The sequence below is a fragment of the Oceanomicrobium pacificus genome (genome assembly GCF_009833495.1).
Taxonomy (GTDB): domain Bacteria; phylum Pseudomonadota; class Alphaproteobacteria; order Rhodobacterales; family Rhodobacteraceae; genus Oceanomicrobium; species Oceanomicrobium pacificus.
The window spans coordinates 123608-145543 of record NZ_WUWG01000007.1 but is presented as its reverse complement, the minus strand read 5'-3'; the positions used below and the strand labels follow the sequence as shown (position 1 = coordinate 145543).

1 protein-coding gene (running past one end of the window) is annotated in these 21936 nt (G+C 65.0%); it reads right to left on the bottom strand.

Annotation, left to right across the window (positions count from 1 at the left end):
- Positions 1-21936 carry the 5' portion of an LEPR-XLL domain-containing protein gene (locus tag GSH16_RS14695; protein ID WP_160856361.1) on the bottom strand. Its footprint begins 8913 nt before the window's first position, so only the first 21936 of its 30849 coding nucleotides appear in the window; it begins with the start codon at positions 21934-21936; its stop codon lies beyond the left edge, outside the window.

Genomic DNA, 21936 nt, shown 5'->3' with positions numbered 1-21936 from the left:
GCTGTCATAGTCGTTTTCATTCGCGATCGTCGGGTCGAGCGCCAGATCGGCTGCATATTCCAGCTCGGAGCTTTCGTTGGCGATGATGACGATATCGCCGCTCGCCGCCGTGATGTCGTTCGACACGATGACCGGGCTGGTCGCGGTCACGAAGATCTGCTGGCCCGAGGTGAGCGCGGCACCCGTGCCGCTCTCGGTCTCGGCCTGCAATGCGCCGTCATTGTAGACATAGGTGGACCCGGTGATGGATTCCGCCTGGATCGAGCCGATGGTCGTGTAGAGCCGCTTGTCGGCCGCACCGATATTGTTCGAGGCCACCAGATAGGCGCGCCCGCCTGTCACGTTCGACACGCCGACGGCGGCCGCGTTCAGGATCGAGCCCATCGTGGCCGTCAGGAAGGCAGTCTTGTCTGCGGCGGTGCCGACCTGGTTGACCAATAGGTCGCCCGTGGTCTCGGTCACATAGGTATGGCCGAAGAGCGAGGCGGAATTGAACACACCGCCCGTGGAGTTGATGTCGATTTCCTGCAGCGCGTTGCCGATCTGGCTGGTGCGCGAGATAAGCTCGATATTGTAGCCCGTGATATCCGTGCCATCGGTGTCGCCGACAATGTCGGCGCTGTCCGGGTCGGTCGGATCAGCAATGTCAAGCCGGTCGAAGATCCCCGCTTCCGCGGTCAGGCGGACATAGGTATCCGCCCCGCCCGAGGAATAGATGTTGCGGATGTTCATGTCGCCGGTTTCGGTCAGGTAGATATTCCCGCCCGCCGTCGCCGTCACATAGCCGATGCGCGAATTCGGATCGTCGCCCGTCGCCTCTATATCGAGGTCATTGGCTGCCGTCCCGATATCGCCCGAGGCGCGCAGGATGATGTTCTGCGCCTCGATATTGACGAAAGCCGTGTCGATCTCGTCGAAGATGCCGCCAGCCTGCGCCTCGATATCGACCGTGCCGCCTTCGGAATAGAGGGTGGAGACCAGCAGGTCGCCGGTCCGTTCGGTGAAGACGATATCGCCCGCCGCGCGCGCGGTGATCGTGCCGCCGTCACGCAGGTCCATGTAGATCCGCGCTTCGGGCGTGCCGCTGGTGCGCAGCTTGCCGATCGAGCCCTGCCCGGCTTCGAGCACGACATTGTCGGCCACAATGTTGTTGATACTGTTCGTATCGGTCGCGCCGGCACCGTTCAGGATCGACTGCGAGGTCTTGATCCGCAGCTCGCCGCTGGAGGCGCCAGCCCCGATATTGACCTGGTTGAGCGTGATGTCGCTCTCCGACCCCAGATAGGTTTCCTCGACCGCCGTCACGCTGACCTTGCCGGTCGCGTCGATGTCGAAATCCTCGCGCTGCTGGACCTGCACCGCGACGAGCGGCACATATTCGTCCACCGTCATGGTCACGCCGGTCTCGTTCTGCAGGCCGCCACCGACGATCACGATCTCCGTCGCGGTGACGGAGGCGATCGTATAGAGCGACGCCGAGCTGTTGGCGTTCGCGGTCGGCACCTGTGCCGCCGTTTCCGCAGGCGTGTAGGCGGGCGTCGTCGACAGAAGGATCGTGTCGCCGACCTGGAACCCTTCGGAACTGCCCGAGCCGAGGAAGCTGCCGCCGTCGGTGCGGGTCAGCGTTTTGCCGCCCGTCACGGTGATGATCGCATCGCTCGACGCGCCGCGCGGATTGTTGACGATGGCCGAGATCACGATATCCACGTCCACTTCGGACTGGAGCACGGTCAGGACCGGTTTGGCGATCGCGGTGCCGGTATCGGCAAAGGTGATCGTCTTGCCGTTCCCCGAGATGCTCTCGATCACGTAGAACTGCTCGTTCTCGGTCGCGTTCGGGCTCGACGCCTCGATCTGCACCGTCTGACCGACGCGCAGGTCGGACGGCCAGGTGCCGGTGCTGCGGGTGATGGAGTTGCTCGCCGCATCGAAATCGACAGTGGCCGAGAACCGCTCGGTCACGAGGAAGTAGATGTCGGACCGTTCGGCCGCCGCGATGATCAGCAGTTCGTCCCGCTCCAGCGGGTCGCCCGTGTTGGTGAAGACCACCACGTCACCCGTGGTTCGGCCTACCATGCCGGCGACGTTGAGCGTGATGTCGGCACCGGTGATGTTGGCCTCTTCAACGGTGATGTTGGTGTCGGTCACCGGCTTCAGCAGGCCCGCACCGATACCGTTCAGAAGCTCGTCCTTGGTCCAGACCTTGATGCCGGCTGTGATCGCGTCGATCTGGTCCTGATCGAGCTTGCCGCCATTGGCCGGATCGTAGGTTGCAGTGCCGTTCGGGTCGAACTCGGCATTGAGCGTGCGATACTGCTCGTTGCGCGACGCGAGCGCCGCTGCCGTCGCAGCAACCGCGAGCGTTTCAGCCTCTGCATCCGTCAGGGCCGAGTTCTCGGCCAGGATGCGCGCCTTCTGCGCCGCCTGATAGCCCGCTTCGTCGAACGGGATGTTGCCGGTCTTGGCCAGAACCGCCTGATGTTCGGCAACCGTCATCTGGTTGCGCAGGTCCCAGTAGGTCTCGTAATCCTGCAGCCGCGCATTCTCGACCCGCGCGATGGCTTCCTGGATCTTGTCATATGCCGCGCTGCCGGGCAGCGGCTTGCCGTCGGCATCCACCTCGCCCAGAAGCTGCATGTCGCCCCAGACACCGTTGAGGAGCGCCTCTTCGGCCCGTTCGTCGGCATAGGAGGTCTGGTTGAAATCGAGCAGATCGCCAGCCGCCACCGTGACGCTGACATTGCCGCCCGCGGTGATGCTGTCGACTTTCAGGTCGCCTGCAGTTTCGGTCAGGTGGATCTCGCCCGACAGGGCCGTGGCAGTGACCGTGTCGCCGCCCGTGTCGCCGGAATTGATCAGGATCGGGCTGCCGGAGGCCCCGATGGAGCCGTTGGTCGAGGTCAGCGAGATGGACCCGGCCGACAGGCCCAGATCACTGTTCGCGATCCCGTCGATGAAGGACAGATAGGACTGGCTGGTCAGCACCTGGTCGCTGCTGCCCTGCACGAGGTCCCCGCGCGAGGTGATCGACAGGTCGAACCCGCCGCTCACCTTCACGGTGCCGAGCACCAAGTCGCCATAGAGATGCTCGATATAGGCATGGCCGCCGGAATAGGCGTCGAACTGGTTGCCCGAAACAGCGGTGCCATCGGTGTTGACGGTCAGCTGCACGTTGAGCGGGTTCAGTTCGGTGCCGATGCCGCGCCCGGCTTCGAGCACGACAACCTTGCCGTTGATGATCGGCTGGCTGCCGGCCTCGGCCACGGCTATCGTGGTGATGGTGCCATCGGATTTCAGCGCCGTCACGCCGGTCTCGTTGCTGATCGCCCCGTTGACGATCAGGTTGGCAATGCCTGCATCCACGGTGATGCGGCCGGTCTCGTAGCCGATGAAGCTCAGGTTCACATTGCGGTCGGCGCGGATCGTGTGGGTGTGAACGTCGAAATTGTTCTCCACCGTCGTCCACTGGCGCCAGGTCGATCGCTTGCCGTACCAGGTCTCGCTCTCGCGATAGCCGGTCTGTTCGGTCTGGCGGTCGAGCGTCGTGCGCGCATAGTCATAGGTATAGTCCGGCCCGACCGTTCCGGTTTTGTAGAAATAGTTGGAATTCGCGATCAGTTCGCGGCTCAGGATGGTCGTGTCGACCACCGGAACCGACGTCAGGTCCGGGACAAGGAAGTCGATGCCGAGCCAGCTCTGATCGGTCTTTTCCTGAATGATCTCGGTCCGCGACCCCTCGCCGACCTTGAACGCGTAGCGCCAGCCGTCGGTGGGCGAATAGGTGGCCAGCTTGTTGATCTGGCCGTCGCTGCCATTGGTGCCGGTCACGGCGCTCGTATAGGCAAAGCTGCCCTGGTTCGCGCTGGTGACGATCTGTGCGGCGCTGCTGCCGGTGCCGGCGATCAGCCCGTCCGTGACCTGAACCTGGCCATTGTCCTGCATCTCGTAAATCGTGGCATAGAGCGCATTGTCCTTGCCGTCCGAGGAGACCCCGCGCGCCTTGTCCTTGATGATGAGCTTGCCGACCCCGCGATTGGAGACGTTGAGCTCATCCACCCGGATGTCGAGCCCGCCGATGGTCATGTTGTTGACCACGTCGATGCGCGGATAGCCGGAATGGACGATGATATTGCCCTGACCGGTGTTCATGATCCGGCCTTCGATGTCGATGCTGCCGCCCTTCGGTGTCAGGGAATAGATGATCAGCTGGTCGAGCGCCTTGTCATAGTAGAGGCGGAAATTGTCATTCTCGCTGGTGATCTTCGTCAGCGCCGCGCCGCTCTTGCGCGCGCGCTCGATCTGGGCCTGCTCGCCCGCATCGAGCACGAGGTTGAAATCATCCTCGCCCGACTGGATCGTGCCGTTCAGGTTCACATAGGCCGCCTTCAGAAGGATGGTATTCGCCTTCATCGTGACGGCGGTTTCCTTGCCGGTGAAATCATCGACATAGGTGCCGCTGGTGCCGCTCTGGCCGGTCAGGAAGGCCGCGATCGCCGCCGCATCTGCCTGCGAGGTGCCGTTGCCGATCAGGCCGGAATTGAGGATCTGGCCATAGGGGTCGCCCGAGCTGTGGAACGTGCCCTTGGTGTTCACCTGGATGGTGCCGCCCACGATGACCGTGGTGCTGGCCGTATCGACGCTGCCGTTGAAGACGACGCTGACGGCGGCTTGCTGGCTCGGACCGGTGACGGTCAGGGCCGCCAGCCGCGCGATCACGTCGCCGTCGAAAGTGACCGTCTGGTCCGGAACCGGCGTCGCGCCGGAGGGCAGGCCGACATTATAGTCCGCCACATCCTTGGTGATCGCGATGTCGATGGTCGGTGTCGAGGCGCTCGCCCCGATCGTGCCCGTGCCGTAGGTAAAGGTGGCCGGCAGGGTGCTGACGCGCCCGATATAGGTGCCGCCGATATAGCCCGATCCGTCGAGCGGACCATTGTCCTTGTCGACGCTGACCTGGTTTTCCGCGACGATCTTGGCATTGACCGCAGACGCGCTGGCCTCGGTCGTCACTTCGATACCATTGAAGAACAGACCGCCATTCTCGTCCGGGATCAGGATGTCCCCGAAGACGATGGAGGCGATCGTGTCATTCTCGACCCGCACCTTCACGTCTTTCGGCACATCGAAGAGCCCCGATCCGGTCAACTGGTCGGTCAGCACACGGACACGGCCCGCGGAGGCGAGGATATCGTCCACGACAATGGTCAGTTCGGTGCGCGGCGTCGGCACATAGGTCGTGACACCGCCCGTCACATCCTTGCGGGCCTCGCCCGCGGCGACCATCTGCTCGCCGATGCGCACGATTTCCGCCTCGTAGAAGCGGGTGAACTCATTGTCGAGCTTGTTGCCATCCGCATCGAAACCGTAGCGTTTCAGGTTCTCCTGCGCGCTCTCGATCGCTATCTGGCCGGAGGATTTGACCTCCCGCGGTTCCAGCGTCGCGGTGACCAGCAACTCGCCGGTTTCCGGATCGCGGGTGCTCGCCGCGCCGAATGTCAGTTGCGGCGTGCTGCCCGACGTGTCGAGACCGGTGATGAACAGTTCCGCCGTGCGCCGCGCGCCGGTGCGGATCGTGCCGTCATTGATAACCTGCGCATGGGCATCGGCCAGACCCTCGCCCGGGCCGGTTTCCACATTGTTGCCACCGAAGGCGCTGTCGATCGCGTCTACGGCCGCCGAGGCCCAGTTGGTCCCCTTGGCCATGCCGATGACGGAGGCCAGACCGATCTCGTCGGCATTCAGGTCGATATTGGAATAGCTCTCGACCAGCGCGTTGGCCTTCACCTCGATCACATTGGTGACGATGTAGATGGCACGGGTTTCCAGATCGCTGATCGGAATGGCCGAGCCGGCGAAATTGTCGACGCGGGCCTCCAGATCGACATCCTCGATCTCCAGATCGCGGTTGGTCCCGGTGGACAGGAACATGTCGCCCACGGACAGAAGCGTCGCGTTGCCCATGACCGTGATCCGGTTGTCGGGCTTCAGGTCGATCAGGCCGTCGCCGAGCGCGACCGTGCCGAGCCCGTAGGTTTCCGAATAGGACTGGACGTAGATGTCGAACCGGCCGGAGACCTCGAATTCCAGCTCGCCGCCCGCTTTCACGTCGGCATTGCTCTCGACCGTGATCGCACCCTTGATCCGGGCCCCGTCACTGTCGGTCCCCGCATCGAGCTGGGTATAGGCCCCCGCACCGGAGACGGCGCCCGCCGTCTCCAACCGGACCTTGTCCTGATAGTCGATGCTGTTGGACACGCGGGCCTTCAGGATCCCGTCCTTGTCCGTGGTCTCGGTCTGCGAATTGGCCGCAAAGACGATGTTCGTGTCGAAATTGACGGTCGTCAGGCTGTCGGCGGACGCGCCGGAGGCCAGACCGCCGGTCTTGCCGTCAATGTCGTTGCCAGACCCGGCCTGCCGGTCCAGATGGTTCGACGCACCAAGGTCGATCGACCCGGCGGTCAGCTGCGCATGGGTGCCGATCTCGGTCAGCACCGCCGTGTCGATCACATTGCGCGCCACCACGCCGGACCCTGCAATCGCGCCATAGGCATCGGTTTCCGCGTTGGTGTCGACGCGGCTTGTCTGGCCGGCCGACATGGCGAACGTGCCGCTCACATCGATATCGCTGGCCGCGCCGGCCGAGCCGGCATCGACAATCCGCGCCTGTATGTCGGACTTGGAGCTTGTGCGGGTCGTCGCCGCGGCACCCGAGGCCAGACCAAAGGCACCGGTCACGGTGTTCGTCACATTGTCGGAGGTGCCGTTCGCAGCCACCGTCATATCGTCGGCATCGATATCGCTGCCGGTCCCGATGAGCGCATGAACCGTCGTGTCGGTCGTGGCCACGGCGGAGGCCGCACCAACGCCGATCAGACCGGCGGACGCCGCCCTGGAGCTTGCATCCTGCGCCACGTCCGACGCGGCGGCCAGCGACAGGTCGCCGGCATCCACCGTCGACCCGTTGGCGAGCGTCACCGCCACATCGTCGGTATTTTCCAGAAGAACGCTGGTCGACTGCACCCCGATCAGGATGCCGCCGCCGGAGGCTTTGGCGATCGCCTCAGCCACCAGACCATCGGTGGTCTTGGCCGTCGAGATCGCGTCCACATCCACGCTGTCCGCGGTGATCGAACCCGCGCCGCCCAGTTCGGCGCGCACAACCGCGCCGGTCAGGATCTTGGCCTCGCTGACACCGACCGCAGCCGTCGAAGCCACGGTGATCCCTTCGACCCGCGCATAGGTCTTGATCTTGCTCTCGGCGAGCACCGACAGGCTGCCCGCATCGAGATCGACACCACCGACCGCGGCATTCACGCTGCGGTTCGCGCCCGTGGGCCGTGTGTTGATCGTCGCGACCGAGCCGCCGGCTGCAAAGCCGAAGAGCGCCGCTGCGACGCTCAGAACCTCGACCACGGCGGTCAGGTCGGCCTCGTTCGTCGCCGAAACGGTGATCGCGTCCGCCACGTTGATCTTGTCATCATTGCCCGAGCCGCTGATGACGGCCGAGACCTGATTGCGTGCGGTGATGAGCGACTCCGCGCCCCCGCCCGAGAAGGCTGCGCCGGCGCTGAAGGCCGCCGATGCGGCGGCGGCGCGCGCTTCCGTCCGCACGGTGGTGCTGTCGAGCGCGACGACATCGAGCTCATCGGCCGTGACATCGGAATTGTCGACACGCGCAGTGATCTGGTTGTCGACCTGGCTGTCGGCCAGCGACACGGCCACCGCGGCCGCAAAAGACATGGTATAGCCAAGCGCGATGGACACGGAGGCGGAGGCCACGCTGGCGTCGATGGTCGCGCTGTCCTCGGCGGTCACGTTGACGGTGCCGCCGGCGCTCAGGTCGCTGTCCCCGATCACTTCGGCCGTGACCGCATAGTTGGTGCGGTTGAGCGCATCCGCGCCCGAGCCGGAGACCGAAACCCCGACCGTGCCGCCCGATGCGGCGACCGCGAACGCGCCCACATCGGCCAGAATCCGGCTGGTCATCTTGGCGGTCACATTGATGTCGGTCTCGGCCTCGATGGTCGCGCCATCGACGATCGCGAAGACGCCGGTGGCCGCGCCGTTGCCGATCGTGTTCTCGGCATAGGACCCGCCAGCGGCAACCCCGACGCCCACGCCACCGATCCCCAGCGACACGGCGGCGGAAATGACGAGCGCCTCGATCTCGGCCTTGCTTTCGGCCGAAACCGTGACCGACTGCGCGCCGGCAGAACTGGCGACAAGCTGCGGCACGATCAGGATTTCACCTGCCGAATCATACACATAGTCGTTCGGATAGGCTGTGTTCGGCCCCGTCAGGACGACGAGCACCGGCGTGTAGACGTTTTGCGTTCCGTCCCAGGTGATCGTGTATTTGAGGTTGCCGTTGGCGTCACGTTCCTGCACCTGCGCCCCGGCATAGGCCGCCTTCACGGCACCCGACGCGTCAAAGACAATGCTGCCCGGTCCGCTTTTCGCGGGTTCGGTCAGGGTCGGATGCGGTGTGTAGATCGCGTCCGCGTCAGCCTTCAGGAAGGCATTGTCCACCTTGGAGGTGACAATGTTTCGGGTCCGGTTGACCGACACCGCCCCGGCCGCGGACACGGCCACGGCCACCCCGCCGCCGGTTGCGGCAAGCGATGCCGCCGCCGTGACGGACCGGATTTTCGCGTCATCCTCGGCGCGGACAAGGATATCGCCGGCGGATGCCACCAGCGCGCCGGTCGAGCCTGCCGACACCGTATCCACGGTCGCGGACACTTTGTTCGCAATCTCGTTCCAGCCGACCGATCCGCCGAGCGCCACGGAAACACCGACCGCGCCGCCCGATACGCTGAGCGACACCGCGCCCGCGACGGCCTGGATCTCCGACATGTCGACGGCCTTGACCGTGACAGAACTGCCGGTGACCGAACTGTCGCCGAGCGTCACGGTGGCATCCGTGTCGACCTCGATCCGGTTTTCGGCATAGACGCCGGAGCCGGAGACGGCCACGCCCACGGCCCCGCCGGAGGCCGCAGCGGCCCCGGAGATGACGACCGCGTTGATGCCCTGATCGGACGTGGCGACCACAGTGACGGCCTCGGCCGCGGTGACGCCGGAATTGACGATGGAGGCCGAGGTGATCCCGCGCCCGCCAATGTCGCGCCCGACCAGATCGAGCCCGATGAAGTTGCGCGCAACCGACACGCCGAGACCGACGCCGACGCCGACCTTGCCCGCGCTCACCGCCAGAGAGGCGGAGACGATCACGGCATTGATCTCGGCGGCGCTCACCGCGAGCACGTCAACCTTGCCCAGGGACGCCTGCAGGTTCGACCCGTCGATCGTCGCCTCGACATTGTTAGCGACCGAATTGAGCGAGAAGGCACCCGCTCCGGCGACGGCCACCCCGACGACGCCGAAGCCCGCAGCGACGGACGCTGCCGCAGCGACCGTGTTGATGGTCGATTTCTTGGCCTTGATCGCGCCGCTGTCTACGCGCAGCGACCAGGTCGCGCCGCTCTCGTCCACGGCGACCCAGCGGATGCCGCGTTCGGTGTTGCCGACGGTCTCCGTCTCGACGACCGCGATCCGCAGGCTGCCCGAAACGCTGTAGCCCGCCGCCTCGAGCGCGGCCTTGAGGGCCGCAAGCGTCGCGGCATCCGCCGTCACATCGGCCTGGACCGCCCGTTCGGACACGATCGTGTCCGCATCATCATCGTCGGTCACGACATTGCCGCCCGAATCGAGCCCCTCGATATCGGTGCCGGCCGCATCGTCGAGCAGCGACGCGGCAGTGGCAGCACTTCCGCCAAGCGATGCCAGCGAGATCCCGTTCTCGGCCAGATCGCCAGCCGAGGTTGCCTTGACCAGAACATCATCCGTGTCGGCAACCACCTGGCTAGCGCCGGTGATCCGCGCGGTCACGTCATTTTCGACCGAGTTGATGGCCGAGGAGACGCCGAGCGCCACGCCGACGCCGACCTTGCCGGCCGCGACAGACACGGCGGCAGCGGCCACCGCGGAGGTGATCTGGCTATTGTCATCCGCTGTCACGTTGATCGCGCCGGCATGGATGCCGGAGGCGCCGCTGCCGGCGATTTCCGACAGGACGGAGACGGCCACGCGGTTCACGGCGACCGCGCCCGAACCGGACACAGCCACACCGACCGCACCGGCGGCCAGTGCCGCAGAGGCGGCAATGGTCGCGCTCTGGACGGTCTGCGTGCTGTCCGCCGCCACTGTGAGCGCGCCGTCCGCGGCGACCGAACTGGTGGCCACGCGCGCGGAAATCGTCGCCGGCGCGCGGGAGAGGTTCACCTCTTCCCACTGCTCGGGATTGTTATAGTCGACCTTGTTCAGCGCCAGCTTGTCGTCCGACGTGATCTCGTCATCGTCATTCGTGTCATAGTTGGGCGAGAGCGGCTCGTCGCCGACATATTTGAAGGTTTTTCCTGCGAGCGCGCCTTCCAGCACGCGCACCGTCTTGCCCGTCGTGATCGTGCCATTGTCGAGGATCTGGCCGCTGTCATAATCCGCATCATCGGTGCCATATTCGACCCCGATCATGTTGCCAGCATAGGCAATGCCCACGGCAACACCGACACCGGCCTTGCCGCCGGCCACGGCGACAGACGCCGCCCCGACGATCGACTGGATAGAGCCCGTGCCCTTGGCCAGCACATCCACATCCCCTGCGGGCACCTCGATATGTGATCCGGTGATCTCGGCGGCCACACCGCTGGAAATCCGGTTGAGCGCCAGTGCGCCCGCGCCGGAGACGGCGACGCCAACCTTGCCGAAGGCCACCGCGATGGACGCTGCTGCCGACAGGGCACGGATCCGCGCGCTGTCCTCGGCCGAAACCAGAACATTGCCGGTGGAGGCGCGCACGCCGCCATCGTCCACGCCCGAAATCCGGGCGGTGGTGGCACCGGCAATCTCGTTGAGTGCGGCCGATACGCCGAGCGACACGGCGACAGCGGTGCCGCCGAAGCCGGCAGCAATGGACATGGAGGCCGCAGCCACGTCGATGGTCGCGCTATTGACGGCCTGCACGGTCACATCGGTGGCGTCGATGGCGAACGTATCGGCGGGCAGCGCGCCCGCGTCCCCGTCAATCGACGCGGTTGTCACCGCATTGATCCGGTTCTGCACGAAGACGCCGGAGCCGGACACGGCCACACCGGCCTTGCCGCCGGCTACGGCCGCAGACCCGGCGGCGGTGAGTGCCGTGATCGACTGGCTCGACGTGGCCAGCACATCGATATCGCCGGCGGCTGTGACCTGGCTGTCGATGATCTGCGCGAGCGTCTGGAGCCCGTCGCCGGCGCCGAGCCAGCTTTCGCCGATGATGTTGCGCGCGATGGCAGCACCTATGGACACGCCGACGCCGGTCTTGCCAAATCCGGCAGCGATGGAAGCCGAGACAACGATGGCGTTGATCGTGGCGCGGTTCTGCGCTTCGACGGTCACGTCACCGGCTTCGGCGTCAACCGTGGCGCCGTTGATCGTGGCCGACACATCGGACTGCACGACATTCTGCGCAAAAGCGCCGGCGCCCGAGATGGAAACACCCGACTTGGAGGCGGCAAAGCTGAACGCCGCGGCCCCGGTCACCGCGTTGATGGTCGCCGCTTTCACGGTCAGCGTGCCATCTTCGTTGTAAAGGATCGAGAAGGAGCGTCCGAGCCCGTCGACGAGCACATAGCCGCCCGCCTCGTTGGCTTTCGACAGAAGGATATCGCCATAGGCGGCAGTATCGGCAACGAAATCGGCCGACAATTCCGCGTCGATCAGCGCAACCAGTGCCGATTTGGTCGCCGCGTCCTCGGACGCGTCGGTCGCGTCGAGCGCGCCATCCGCATCATCGTCGACCACATCGGTTTCGGTCAGGTCGTCGAGCGTGTCGCGCGTCACACCGGCATCGGTGCCGGTGTTGAAACTCAAGCCCGGGGTCGCATCCGCCGCAACGGTCACACCCTCTGCGCCGGTCGCGGTCACATCCGCGCCGGTGATCGTTGCGGTGACGCCGTTGTCGACCTCGTTCAGCGCGACGGCAAGGCCGATGCCGACCGCGGTCGCGCTCTTGCCGCTCACCGCGGCGCTGACGCCGGCAGCGGCCGTGACGGCGTTGATCTGGCTGCTGTCGGTCGCGGTGACGGAAACCTCTTCGGCGCGCACAGCGGTGCCAGTGCCTTTCAGTTCCGCCGTGACATCGGAGGCCACGCGGTTGCGCGTCGCGACCGCGCCGCCGGCGACAGCAACGGCATTCTTGCCCGAACCGGAGAGCGCCACGGCTGCCGCCGCCGCCGTGGCGGAGATGACCTGAAGCGACTTGGCATCCACCTCGATCAGGTCCGGTTCGATATCCGTGTCGAGCGGCGCGATCTGGGCATTGTCGATCCGCGCGATGGTGCCGCCTTCGGTCGACTGCGCAAGATTGGCCCGCTCCCAGCGGTCGGTATCGGAATAATCCTCGATCGCCAGATCGACGCCGTTGTCGACGCGGTCCCCGTCGGAATCGAAGAATTCAAGCGGCTCGCTGCCCACATATTTGTAGAGCGCACCGGTGCCCGCCTGACCGTCCGCGATGCGCACATAGTCGCCCGCATTGACCGTCGTCACATCCTGCGTCGTGTCATAGACCGTCTTGCCGGTCAGGTCCGGCGTGGTCTGGCTGTAGCCGACAAGGTTGTCGACATAGACCGCGCCGATCCCGACAGCGGTCGAGCTTCCGGTCGAGACCCCGCCCGAGACGGATGCGGCCAGAACGGTCGCGAAAATCCGGCTCTCGCTCTTGGCGGCCACGCGCACGGTGCCGGCCGCCACGGTAGCGTCAGACAGGTCGGCAATTGTGCTGCCATTGAGGCTGTTGAACCCGACCGATCCGCCGCCCGAGAAGGAGACGTCCGTACCGCTGCCCCCGGCGCTGAGCGTGACGGCCACAGCCGCCGTCAGCCCGGTCGCGGAAATCGACGCGTCGCGATCCGCAGTCACGGACAGAAGGCCCGGCGTGGACACCGACCCGCCGGTCAGGGTGGCCAGCACGTCCGAATTCAGTTCATTGCGGGCAAATGTCGCGGCGACGCTCACGGCCTTGGAGCCGGAGTTGCCGGCCGCCACGGCGACGGTCGCCGCCGTGATCTGGCTGGTGATGCTGGCCATGTCGGCCGCGCTTACCGTCACGTCGCCACGCGTGGTGCTGCTGGTCGATCCGTCGAGCCGCGCCTCGGCCTCCGACGCGGTGCGGTTCATCGCGATGGTCGCGCCGACCGACAGGGTGAAGCTTTTCTCCACCAGCGACAGCGAGGTGCTGACCGCGGCGTTCAGGATATTCGCGTCGATCACCGCCACATTATCCGCGGTGACGGACAGGCCGTCGTCGGCCGCAACGGTGCTGTTCACGATCCGCGCCGTGGCGGCGGCAGGGTTCGGGGTGGCCACCGTGGTGCCGATGAACGTGTCGACGAGGTTGAACAGGATGTTCTGGCTGTCCGTGCCCATCGAGTTGAAGGCCAGCGTCACACCGATAGCAATGGTGCTGCCACCCCCGCCCTCGGCGATGGTCACCGTATCTATATCGGCGTTCAGCTCGGCGGTGTTGTCGGCCCGCACCGTCACCGTGCCGTCGGCCGGCAGGTCCCGCGTGTCGCTTGTTCCGCCCGGGCCGGAGACCGGAATGGTCAGCCCGTCATTGCCATTGACCTGATCTGGATTGAGCGCGCTGACATCAGAGTCGAGGATGACCGCATCCGCGCTGGAGACAAGGTTGTTGGTCGCAATGTTCCCGTTGACGGCCAGCACTTTCGAGCCGCCCTTGAACATCGACCCGCCATCGGCCTTCACCTGGCCCTGGTTCATCGTGTCGATGCGCGCATTCTCGTCCGCGGTGATCCAGACGATCCCGTCGGCCACGTCCACGTCCGCACCCGACAGTTTCGCCGCGACATTGGCCTTCACGTCATTGACGGAGAAGAGCGCGCCGACCGCTTTCGCATCGGATTTGGTGACGTTGATGTTCACGCCGGGCGGAATCAGGCTCTCGATATCGTCGACAACCACTTCCTGCCAGAGCGCATCGCCGGAGGCGTCGGTCTCGTCAAATGTGACGGCCGACAGATCGGTCGGCTGGGCGGTCGTCTCGCCGAGCCACATGTAGCGGTTGCCCTGCTTGGCGGCAGGGCCGTTGCTGCCGACCAGAACCTGCTGTCCGAAGCTCAGGATCTGCAGGCCCGAGAAGGTGGTGTAGGCATAATCCGCCATCACCGCTTCGAGGATACCGGTCAGGATCGACAGGCCGCCATCATTGGTGACGGTCGTGCTGATCTTCATGACATTCTCGGCGTCGATGGCCGAATTGTCGGTCGCGCTCACCCGCAGGCCGTTGCCCGCCTTGATCGTGTTGATCGCGGCCAGCCCGTCCGTTTCCTCGGTCCATCCGGCGGAGAAATCCTGCAGCGTCAGGTCGATATCATCCGCATCCGCGCCCGACCGGCGCCAGACTGTGCCGTCATCGGCCAGAACGAAATCGCCCTGCTTGATGTCGACCGTGCCGTCTTGCGACGTGTAATAGCCGTCCACCGTCGCGCTCGCGCCGGCAGAGACCTTGTTCATCGACAGGACAAGCCCGATCGCGGTGCCCGACGCGTCCTTGAAGGCGCTCGCCGCACTCGTGGTCTCGTTGGTGACCTTGGCGTTCAGGGTCGCATTATCCTCGGCATTGACGACCACTTCGTCCGCCGCATCGACGGTGACGTTGCGCAGATAGGCAGTCGCGTTGACCGGATTGTCGGCCTGCAGGATCGGGTCCGTCGCTTCCGGATCGCCGATCAGGGCGTTGATTGCATTGAAGAGCAGGTTGGTCGGGTCATAGCCCATCGTGTTGAAGGCAAGGATGATGTTCGCGCCGGTGTCACCGGTCGCGACATTGGCCTGCGTGAGCGCGTTCATGGTGGCGCTGTTGAACGCCTGGACGCGCACCGACCCGGTCGTGTCGCCGGCATTCTCGCGCGCCGTCAGCGTGGCATTGTCCGCCCCTGCCGTGGCGCCGCCGGACATCAGGTTGGTGGCCACCACGCCCGACACGGCCTGGCTCTTGCCGTCACCGACCACGTTCCCGCCGGAGGAGGACACCGCCGCGTCGGTTGTCGCGTTCATGGTCGAGGAAAGCAGCGCCTCGATCTCGATATCGTCGGTCGCGGTCAGGATCGCATTGCGGACCTCTGCCGTCGCCGAACCGACCAGTTCGTTATAGACGAAGATCGCGCCGGTCCCGACGCTGTCGCTGCCCTGCTTGTTGCCGTCCGCATCCGTGGAGGGGACGTTGTAGCCCTGCGGCACGAGGCTGGAAGTGACGAATTCCTTCCAGAGATCCGTGTCGGAGAAATCGACCGACTGCAGGTCGACCGTATCGGACAGGTCATCCGGGTCGGCACCCATATACTGATAGACCTTCCCGGCCGGCGCGGCATCGGGATCGGCCGGCGTGCCGGCGTAGCTGTAGGCATCGTCGACGAGCACCAGATGACCGAAGCGGAGCGCCACCGGCTGGGCAGATCCGCTGCGTTTCCAGTCCACCGGCGTTACATCGTTGATGGTTTCCTGCAGCGCTGCAGCGCCCCCATCGTTTGATGTTGAACTATCGGCAACGAGCTTGGTGTTTGCATAGTGCCGCTGCACGTCGCGGGCGGTGACGCGGATGTTCGCACCGGTCACGTCAGCCCCGGCGGCGGCCCCCTCATTGTCAACGAGCGCATTGGCCTCCGCCAGCACCTTGTTCGACGCAAGGATCAGGCCGAACGCCTTGCCGCCCGCGCCTTTCATGGCGCCCGCAGCCGAGGTGGAGGTGTTGGACACCGTGCTGTTGAGGAACTCCGACGAGGTGGCCCGCACTTCGACATTGCCGGTCGCATCAACGTCCGAGCGCAGGATTTCCGCCGTCGCTTCAGCCGGATTGGTATTGTCGAGCAGGCGGTGGAAGGTCGGGTCGGTGGTCAGTGCCTCGACTGCCATGAAGAGCACGTTCGACGCTTTGTAGCCGAGCGAGTTGAAGGCCAGCGTCACCGACTGGACCGTATCGCCGGTGATGCCGACCGAGGTCACGGTCGCATCGAGAACGGAGGCCTGATCGGCGGTCACCGTGACCGCGCCACCCGCATCGATATCGCTGTCGGAGATGCGCGCGACCGCGGAGTTCTGCACAAGGTTGGTGCCGAGCACACCGTTGCGGGCGATGGAATCCCCCGTGCCCCAGGCCGAACCGCCGGAGCTTTCCACTTCGGACGAGATCAGCGCCAGCATGGTCGCCGTCGCCTGCGCGTCGACCGTGACATTGGCGCCCGCATTGACCGCGGCCATCTCGATCAGCGCCTCGGCTGCGCCGCGCACATCGTTGGTAACGATGATCGCGCCCATGGCCTGGCTGTTGCTGTCCGCAAGATTGCCCAGATTGGGGAAGAGCGTGTCGGCCAGATCCATCGAATCTGGCACCTCGGCCCAATAGGCCGCGTTTGTCAGGTCCTGCTTGTCGCCCGACGAGTCGGTCAGGCTGTTGAAATCGATCGATTCCGTCGAAAGACCGACAAACTGGTAATATTTGCCCTGCAGGCCGGCCGGACCATTGGTCCCGATCCGCACCACCTGCCCTTCGGACACGTCCTTGGTGCCAGAGGAGGTGGTGAACTCGTAATCCTCTTTCAGGATCGTGGCGGCGAGCGTCTTGAACCCGTCAATATTGTTCGTGACGATGGCGGAGACGGTCAACGAACTGTCCGCCCGCATGCTGGCGCTGTCATAGGCGGTGACGCTGACCGACCCGTTGGTCGCGGTGATCTGCGTGGCCGGCGTCGCCGGGACCGCGCCAAGGTCTTCCCAGCGGGCCGTATCGCTGTAGGTTTCGGCACTCAGGTCGATCGACGGGACCGCATTGGCGACCGCAAAGTCACTCGCATTGGCAAGAATGATCGCGTCGAGGTCGAGCCCGTTCGCATCCGCTTCGCCCGCGCCCGAATAGAGCAGGATGTCGCCCGCCGAGAAGAGCACCGTGTCATCCACATCGACAATGTCGTTCGACAGGGAAACATACTGGCCCGTGGTCAGGGCTGTCGGTGTATCGAGCGTCGTCAGATCATAGTCGGTGCGCTGGACCTGATCGGGCCCCTTGAACCGGTAGTAGCTGCCGTCATGCGCGACGATATCGCCGGTCACCAGCGCGGTGACCGTCTCGTCGGACATATGATCGGCCCGCGACCCGCTGATCCAGGCGCGGGTTTCGCTGGCAACGCGGTTCGTGGCCAGAACACCGCCGGACGCTTTGCCGTTGCTGCCGTATTTCAGCTTGCCCTTGAATTCCTCGCCCTTCGCCTTGGCCTTGGCCGCGTCGGAATCGAGTTTCTTCTGCGCCATGAACCGGTCGACCAGCACCAGGTCGTTCTTGGCATTGACCGCGGCGTCATTGCCGACCCGCGCATCGAGGATATTGACGGCATAGACGACGAGACCGGACTCCTCTGCCCGAATCTGCCAGATGCTGCCGGTGGCCGTGTCGGTCACATACCATTGCGCATCCTCGGCGAGTGTCTCGACCGACAGCGGACCGGTGGCATCGATGCCGAATCCCTGAAGTTCCGCGAGCAGAGCCGCGGTGATGGCGGCATCGCCCGTCGCGTCGGTTTCGTCGCTATCCGTGTTGGCCGCGTCGTTCAGATCCTGCGCGGTGACACCCGCCAACGTGCCTTCGGCCACCCGCGTGTCGGCCGCAACTGTCACATTGCCCGAGGCCGTCACATCGGAATTCTGGATATAGGCCTCGGCCCCGGCGGGCGTGACCTCGATCAGATAGTCGGAGCCGAGCAGCGCATCGGCCAGCTGGAAGAAGATGTTATGCGCGTCGAACCCGACCGTGTTGAAGGCGAGCATGACGCTGACCGCCTCGGCCTTGGCCGAGGTGTTGGTGTTCACGATCGCATCGGCAACTGCCAGGTTGAACGCCTTGACCGACACGTTCGCGCCGCTTGACAGGTCGCTGTCCTCGACCCGCGCATCGGCCCGCGCGCGCAGGCTGTTCGTCGCAATGATGCCGCCGGTCGTTTCCTTGGCGCTGATCTCGCTGGCCTCTGTCGCGGCGAGGGTTGCGCGCTCCTGCGCATCCACGGAAATGCTGCCGGTTGCGTCGATCTCGGATCCGCTGATTTCGGCCTTGGCACCGCCGACAAGCTCGTTGCGGCTGATCATGCCGAAGGCGGATTTCGAGTCCCCGCCCTTCAGCTTCAACAGTTTCGAGGCGGTCTTGGAGATTTGTGACGGCACGATGAGGGAAGCCGACATGGCCTTCCACAGGTCGATATCCGAGAAATCGTCCGTCAGGGTGAAATCATCCTGATCGGCGCCGAGGAACTTGTAGACGGTCCCGTCGGATGCCCGCACCGTGTCGCCGAACTTCAGGTCCTGCTCACCCGACAGGTGGGTATAGGTGTAATTGTCGAGCAGTTCCTGCCCCAGCTCGTTGAGCGCCCCCACGAACATATCGTTCGAGGTCGTCTGCCCGGTGACCATGGCCGAGGTGGCCGACAGGCCGACCGTGTCCATCGCGGAGACCGAGACGCCGCCGCCGGTGGCCACGATCCCGTCATTCGATGCCGGTCCGTCGACATTGCGGATGTAAGCCTCGGCCGATCCGGCCACGGCGTTGGAAGCCAGCGTCAGCGACGCGCTCGCGCCGCCCGCACCTTGGAACGCCGCCGCCTTGGAGGACACGTTGCTGTCGAGCAGTGCGGTCAGCGTCGCGCTGTTGGTGGCCGAAACCGTGACGGAGGCCGCGGTGACCGAGCCACCCTCGATGCCGGCAACCGTGTCCGACATCGGCACCGAGCCGATCTGCAGGCCGATCAGGACGTCGATCGTCTGGAAGAGGATATTGCCCGGATCGTAGCCAAGCGTGTTGAAGGCCACGAGGAACCCGCCGCCCTGCGATCCGGTGTCGATGGCGGAATGGAGTGTCGCATCGAGCGACGTCGCATTGATCGCGGTCACGCTGAGCGCGCCGGTGGTCGAGATGTCCGTATCCGTGACCGTGGCAGAGGCATCCGACATGGCCGTATTGATGACGATCGCGCCGCCGACAGCCGTAGAGGTGCCTTTCCCGTTCAGGCTGTTGCCGCCCGAGCTTTCGATCCCGATATCCCCCAGCGCGACGGCCGCGGCCGCCTCGTCCGCCTTGACGGTGATGGCGCCGGTCGCCGTGATGTCCTGATCGGCCACGAGCGCCTCGGCGGTGCCGGTCATCTCGTTGCGCACGACCATGCCACCGAAAGCCTGGCTGTCGGAATTGGTGAAGTTGATCCCAGTCGGCACCACTTCGGTTTCAGGCACCGCCTGCCAGCGGGCCGCGTTGGTGAAATCCTCGTTCGACAGGTCGACGTCAGTCTCGCTCGGGCCGACCATGAACTTGTAGATCGTGCCGGGCACACCCTTGCCTGTGCCGGTCTCGCTATAGTCGTCGAGCAGCATCACCCGATCCCCGAAATCGAGCATCGGGATGGTCGGGCTGCCGAGTTGGTTCAAAGTTAAACCTTGAATCCCGTCGGTAAAGGCATCCGTGCCGTCGGTGCGGTAATCCGCAGGTGCGAACTGTCCGATCAGGCTGTCCACAAGCCCGAGGCCAAGGTCGGTCGACGTGACCGAGGAAGAGACCACTTTCGAGCTGGCATAGGTGGTCTGGCTGTCGGTCGCGATCACGTCGAGCGTGCCCGCGGTGACGGTTTCATCCGTGCCCGTATCGTCGTCGGTCAGCTTTGCGCGCGTGGCGGTCGAGATCTTCGACGAAGCGAAGAGGAACGCCATCGACATGCTGGTCGTGTTCTGGAACGCCGCATCAGATTCCGTCTTGGCGGCGTTCGACACGGTCACATCGGCCAGCAGATTGTTGGACGCCGTGATCTTCACCGCACCGGGGCTGGTGATCGTCGCGTCGGTCACAAGCGCTTCCGCCCCGTAGGGCGTGCGGTCGGTCCAGAACGAGGTGCCCAGCAGATCGTCGATCAGCGCATCAAGGATGATGCCCATCTCGTAGCCGACCACGTTGAGGCCGACAGAGATGCCCATTGCCGTGCCGCTCGCACCGTAGACGGTGGACCCGGCCTCGGCATAACTGTCGAAAATCGCGTTGTTTTCCGCGTTGACCGTAATGGCATTCGCGGACAGGGTGCCGCCGTCGATCTCCACCGCGACGCGCCCGTTCAACTCGTTGACCGCAAGCGTCCCGCCATAGGTGAATGCGGTCGGCTGCCACGGCAGCGTGTTCTCTCCGATATCCTGAATCCGCTCGGATTTGGAGATCAGCCAGATATTGCTCTTGGCCTCCAGCGTCAGCGAGCCGCTGTCCGCCGTCAGGTCGGCGCCATCGAAATCGACGAGGGTGATCCGGTCGATCTGGTTGAGCGCCGCCGAATAGCCCACATCGACCTTGGTGATCAGGCCGGAGAAATCTGTCAGGGCCGTCGAGGTCACACGGTAGCTGTTATCGTCGCTCGCCCGCACGGTGATGTTGCCGGACGTGGCGGTCAGCGCGCTGGCGCCGCTGGCGCTGACGGAGGTCGAGCCGCCCTTGGCTTCGATGATCGCGGCCTTGCCTTCGACAACCGTGTCGGTATCGGCCGAGGCCGTAACGGTCACGTCGCTAGCGGTCAGGTCGAAATCTTCCAGCGCGACATCGCTGTCGTCATTGGTGAACCGCGCCGTCGCCGCCCCGATCCATTTGGACTGGACCACGTTGCTGACCGACCCGCTGTTGGCCGAACGGATCTCGGCCGCGCCGGTGACGGTGGCATCCTGCGGGGTGCCGCTGCCGCTCTCGCCGATCGACACACCGGTATCGCGGTCGATGGTGACGGTCGAGATGATGAGGTCATAACCGGTGCCGGCATCGGTGCCGGCAATCTCCGACAGGCTGTCGTCGAGGGACACGAAGAGCATGTCGACATTGGTGACGGCCTCTGCCGCGATCTCGAGGCTCTTGCCGGCCGCATCGCCGCCAAGGTCGCCCGCGCCAACGGTCAGCGTCGCGCCCGCGTCGATGGTGACATCGGTGGTCTGGGTGATCGAGGCCGTGCCGACCGAGAAGAGCGCGAAGCTCACCTCGTTGGTCATGGACACATCCGTGCCGGCTTTCATCGACAGCGCGTTGGCGCTGATGACGGCGCCCTCGCCGACCTCCACATCCGCATCGGCCGACTGGCTCGTGACGTCCACGTCGGCAACCGCGCCGCTATTGTCGAAACTCGTCGCGGCATTGGCGGCGATCCGCACATCGCCGCCGGAATGGATCTCGCCCTCGATCGTGACTTTGGCGGTTGCCGTGTCGGCGGCCTGCCCGCTCGCCGAATCGGCGCTGGCGGTCAGCAGAACCTCGTCGAGTTTCACACTGTCCGTGCCGAGCGATACGCCGGCATTGAGTGTGATCTGTTCCGCCGACAGGTTCAGGTCCCCGGTGAACCCTTCGGCGAAGCTGGTGATCGTCAGGCTGTCATCGCCGTCGCCGGTGTTGATGACGATACCGGCGTCCCGACCGGTGGTGCCATTGCTGATCGTGTCCGCGATGAATGTGACGGCGTGGTCCCCTGCGCCGGTATTGATCTCGAACATGTCCCCTGTGCCGAGCGTCAGGCGCTGGTTGCCGGTGCCCCAGTCGATATCGACCACCGTCTCCAGCATTCCGCCGACCAGATCTTCCGACAGGGTTACCGTGACGGCAGAGGCGTTGCCCGCGATCACATTGTCGGCCAACACGGCCGTCGCCGGATCGGCCGACAGCAGGACGCGCGGCTCGAGCGGGTCGAGGACGAACCGCTGTGCGGCATCCTTCATGCGCTCGAAATGGTCGCGATAGCGTCGTTTCAGACGCTGCCTTGCCTGGCGATTGTAGGGAAGCTGGGGCAGAACACCCGGGGCGCGCTTGGCGAACGGTTGGGACAT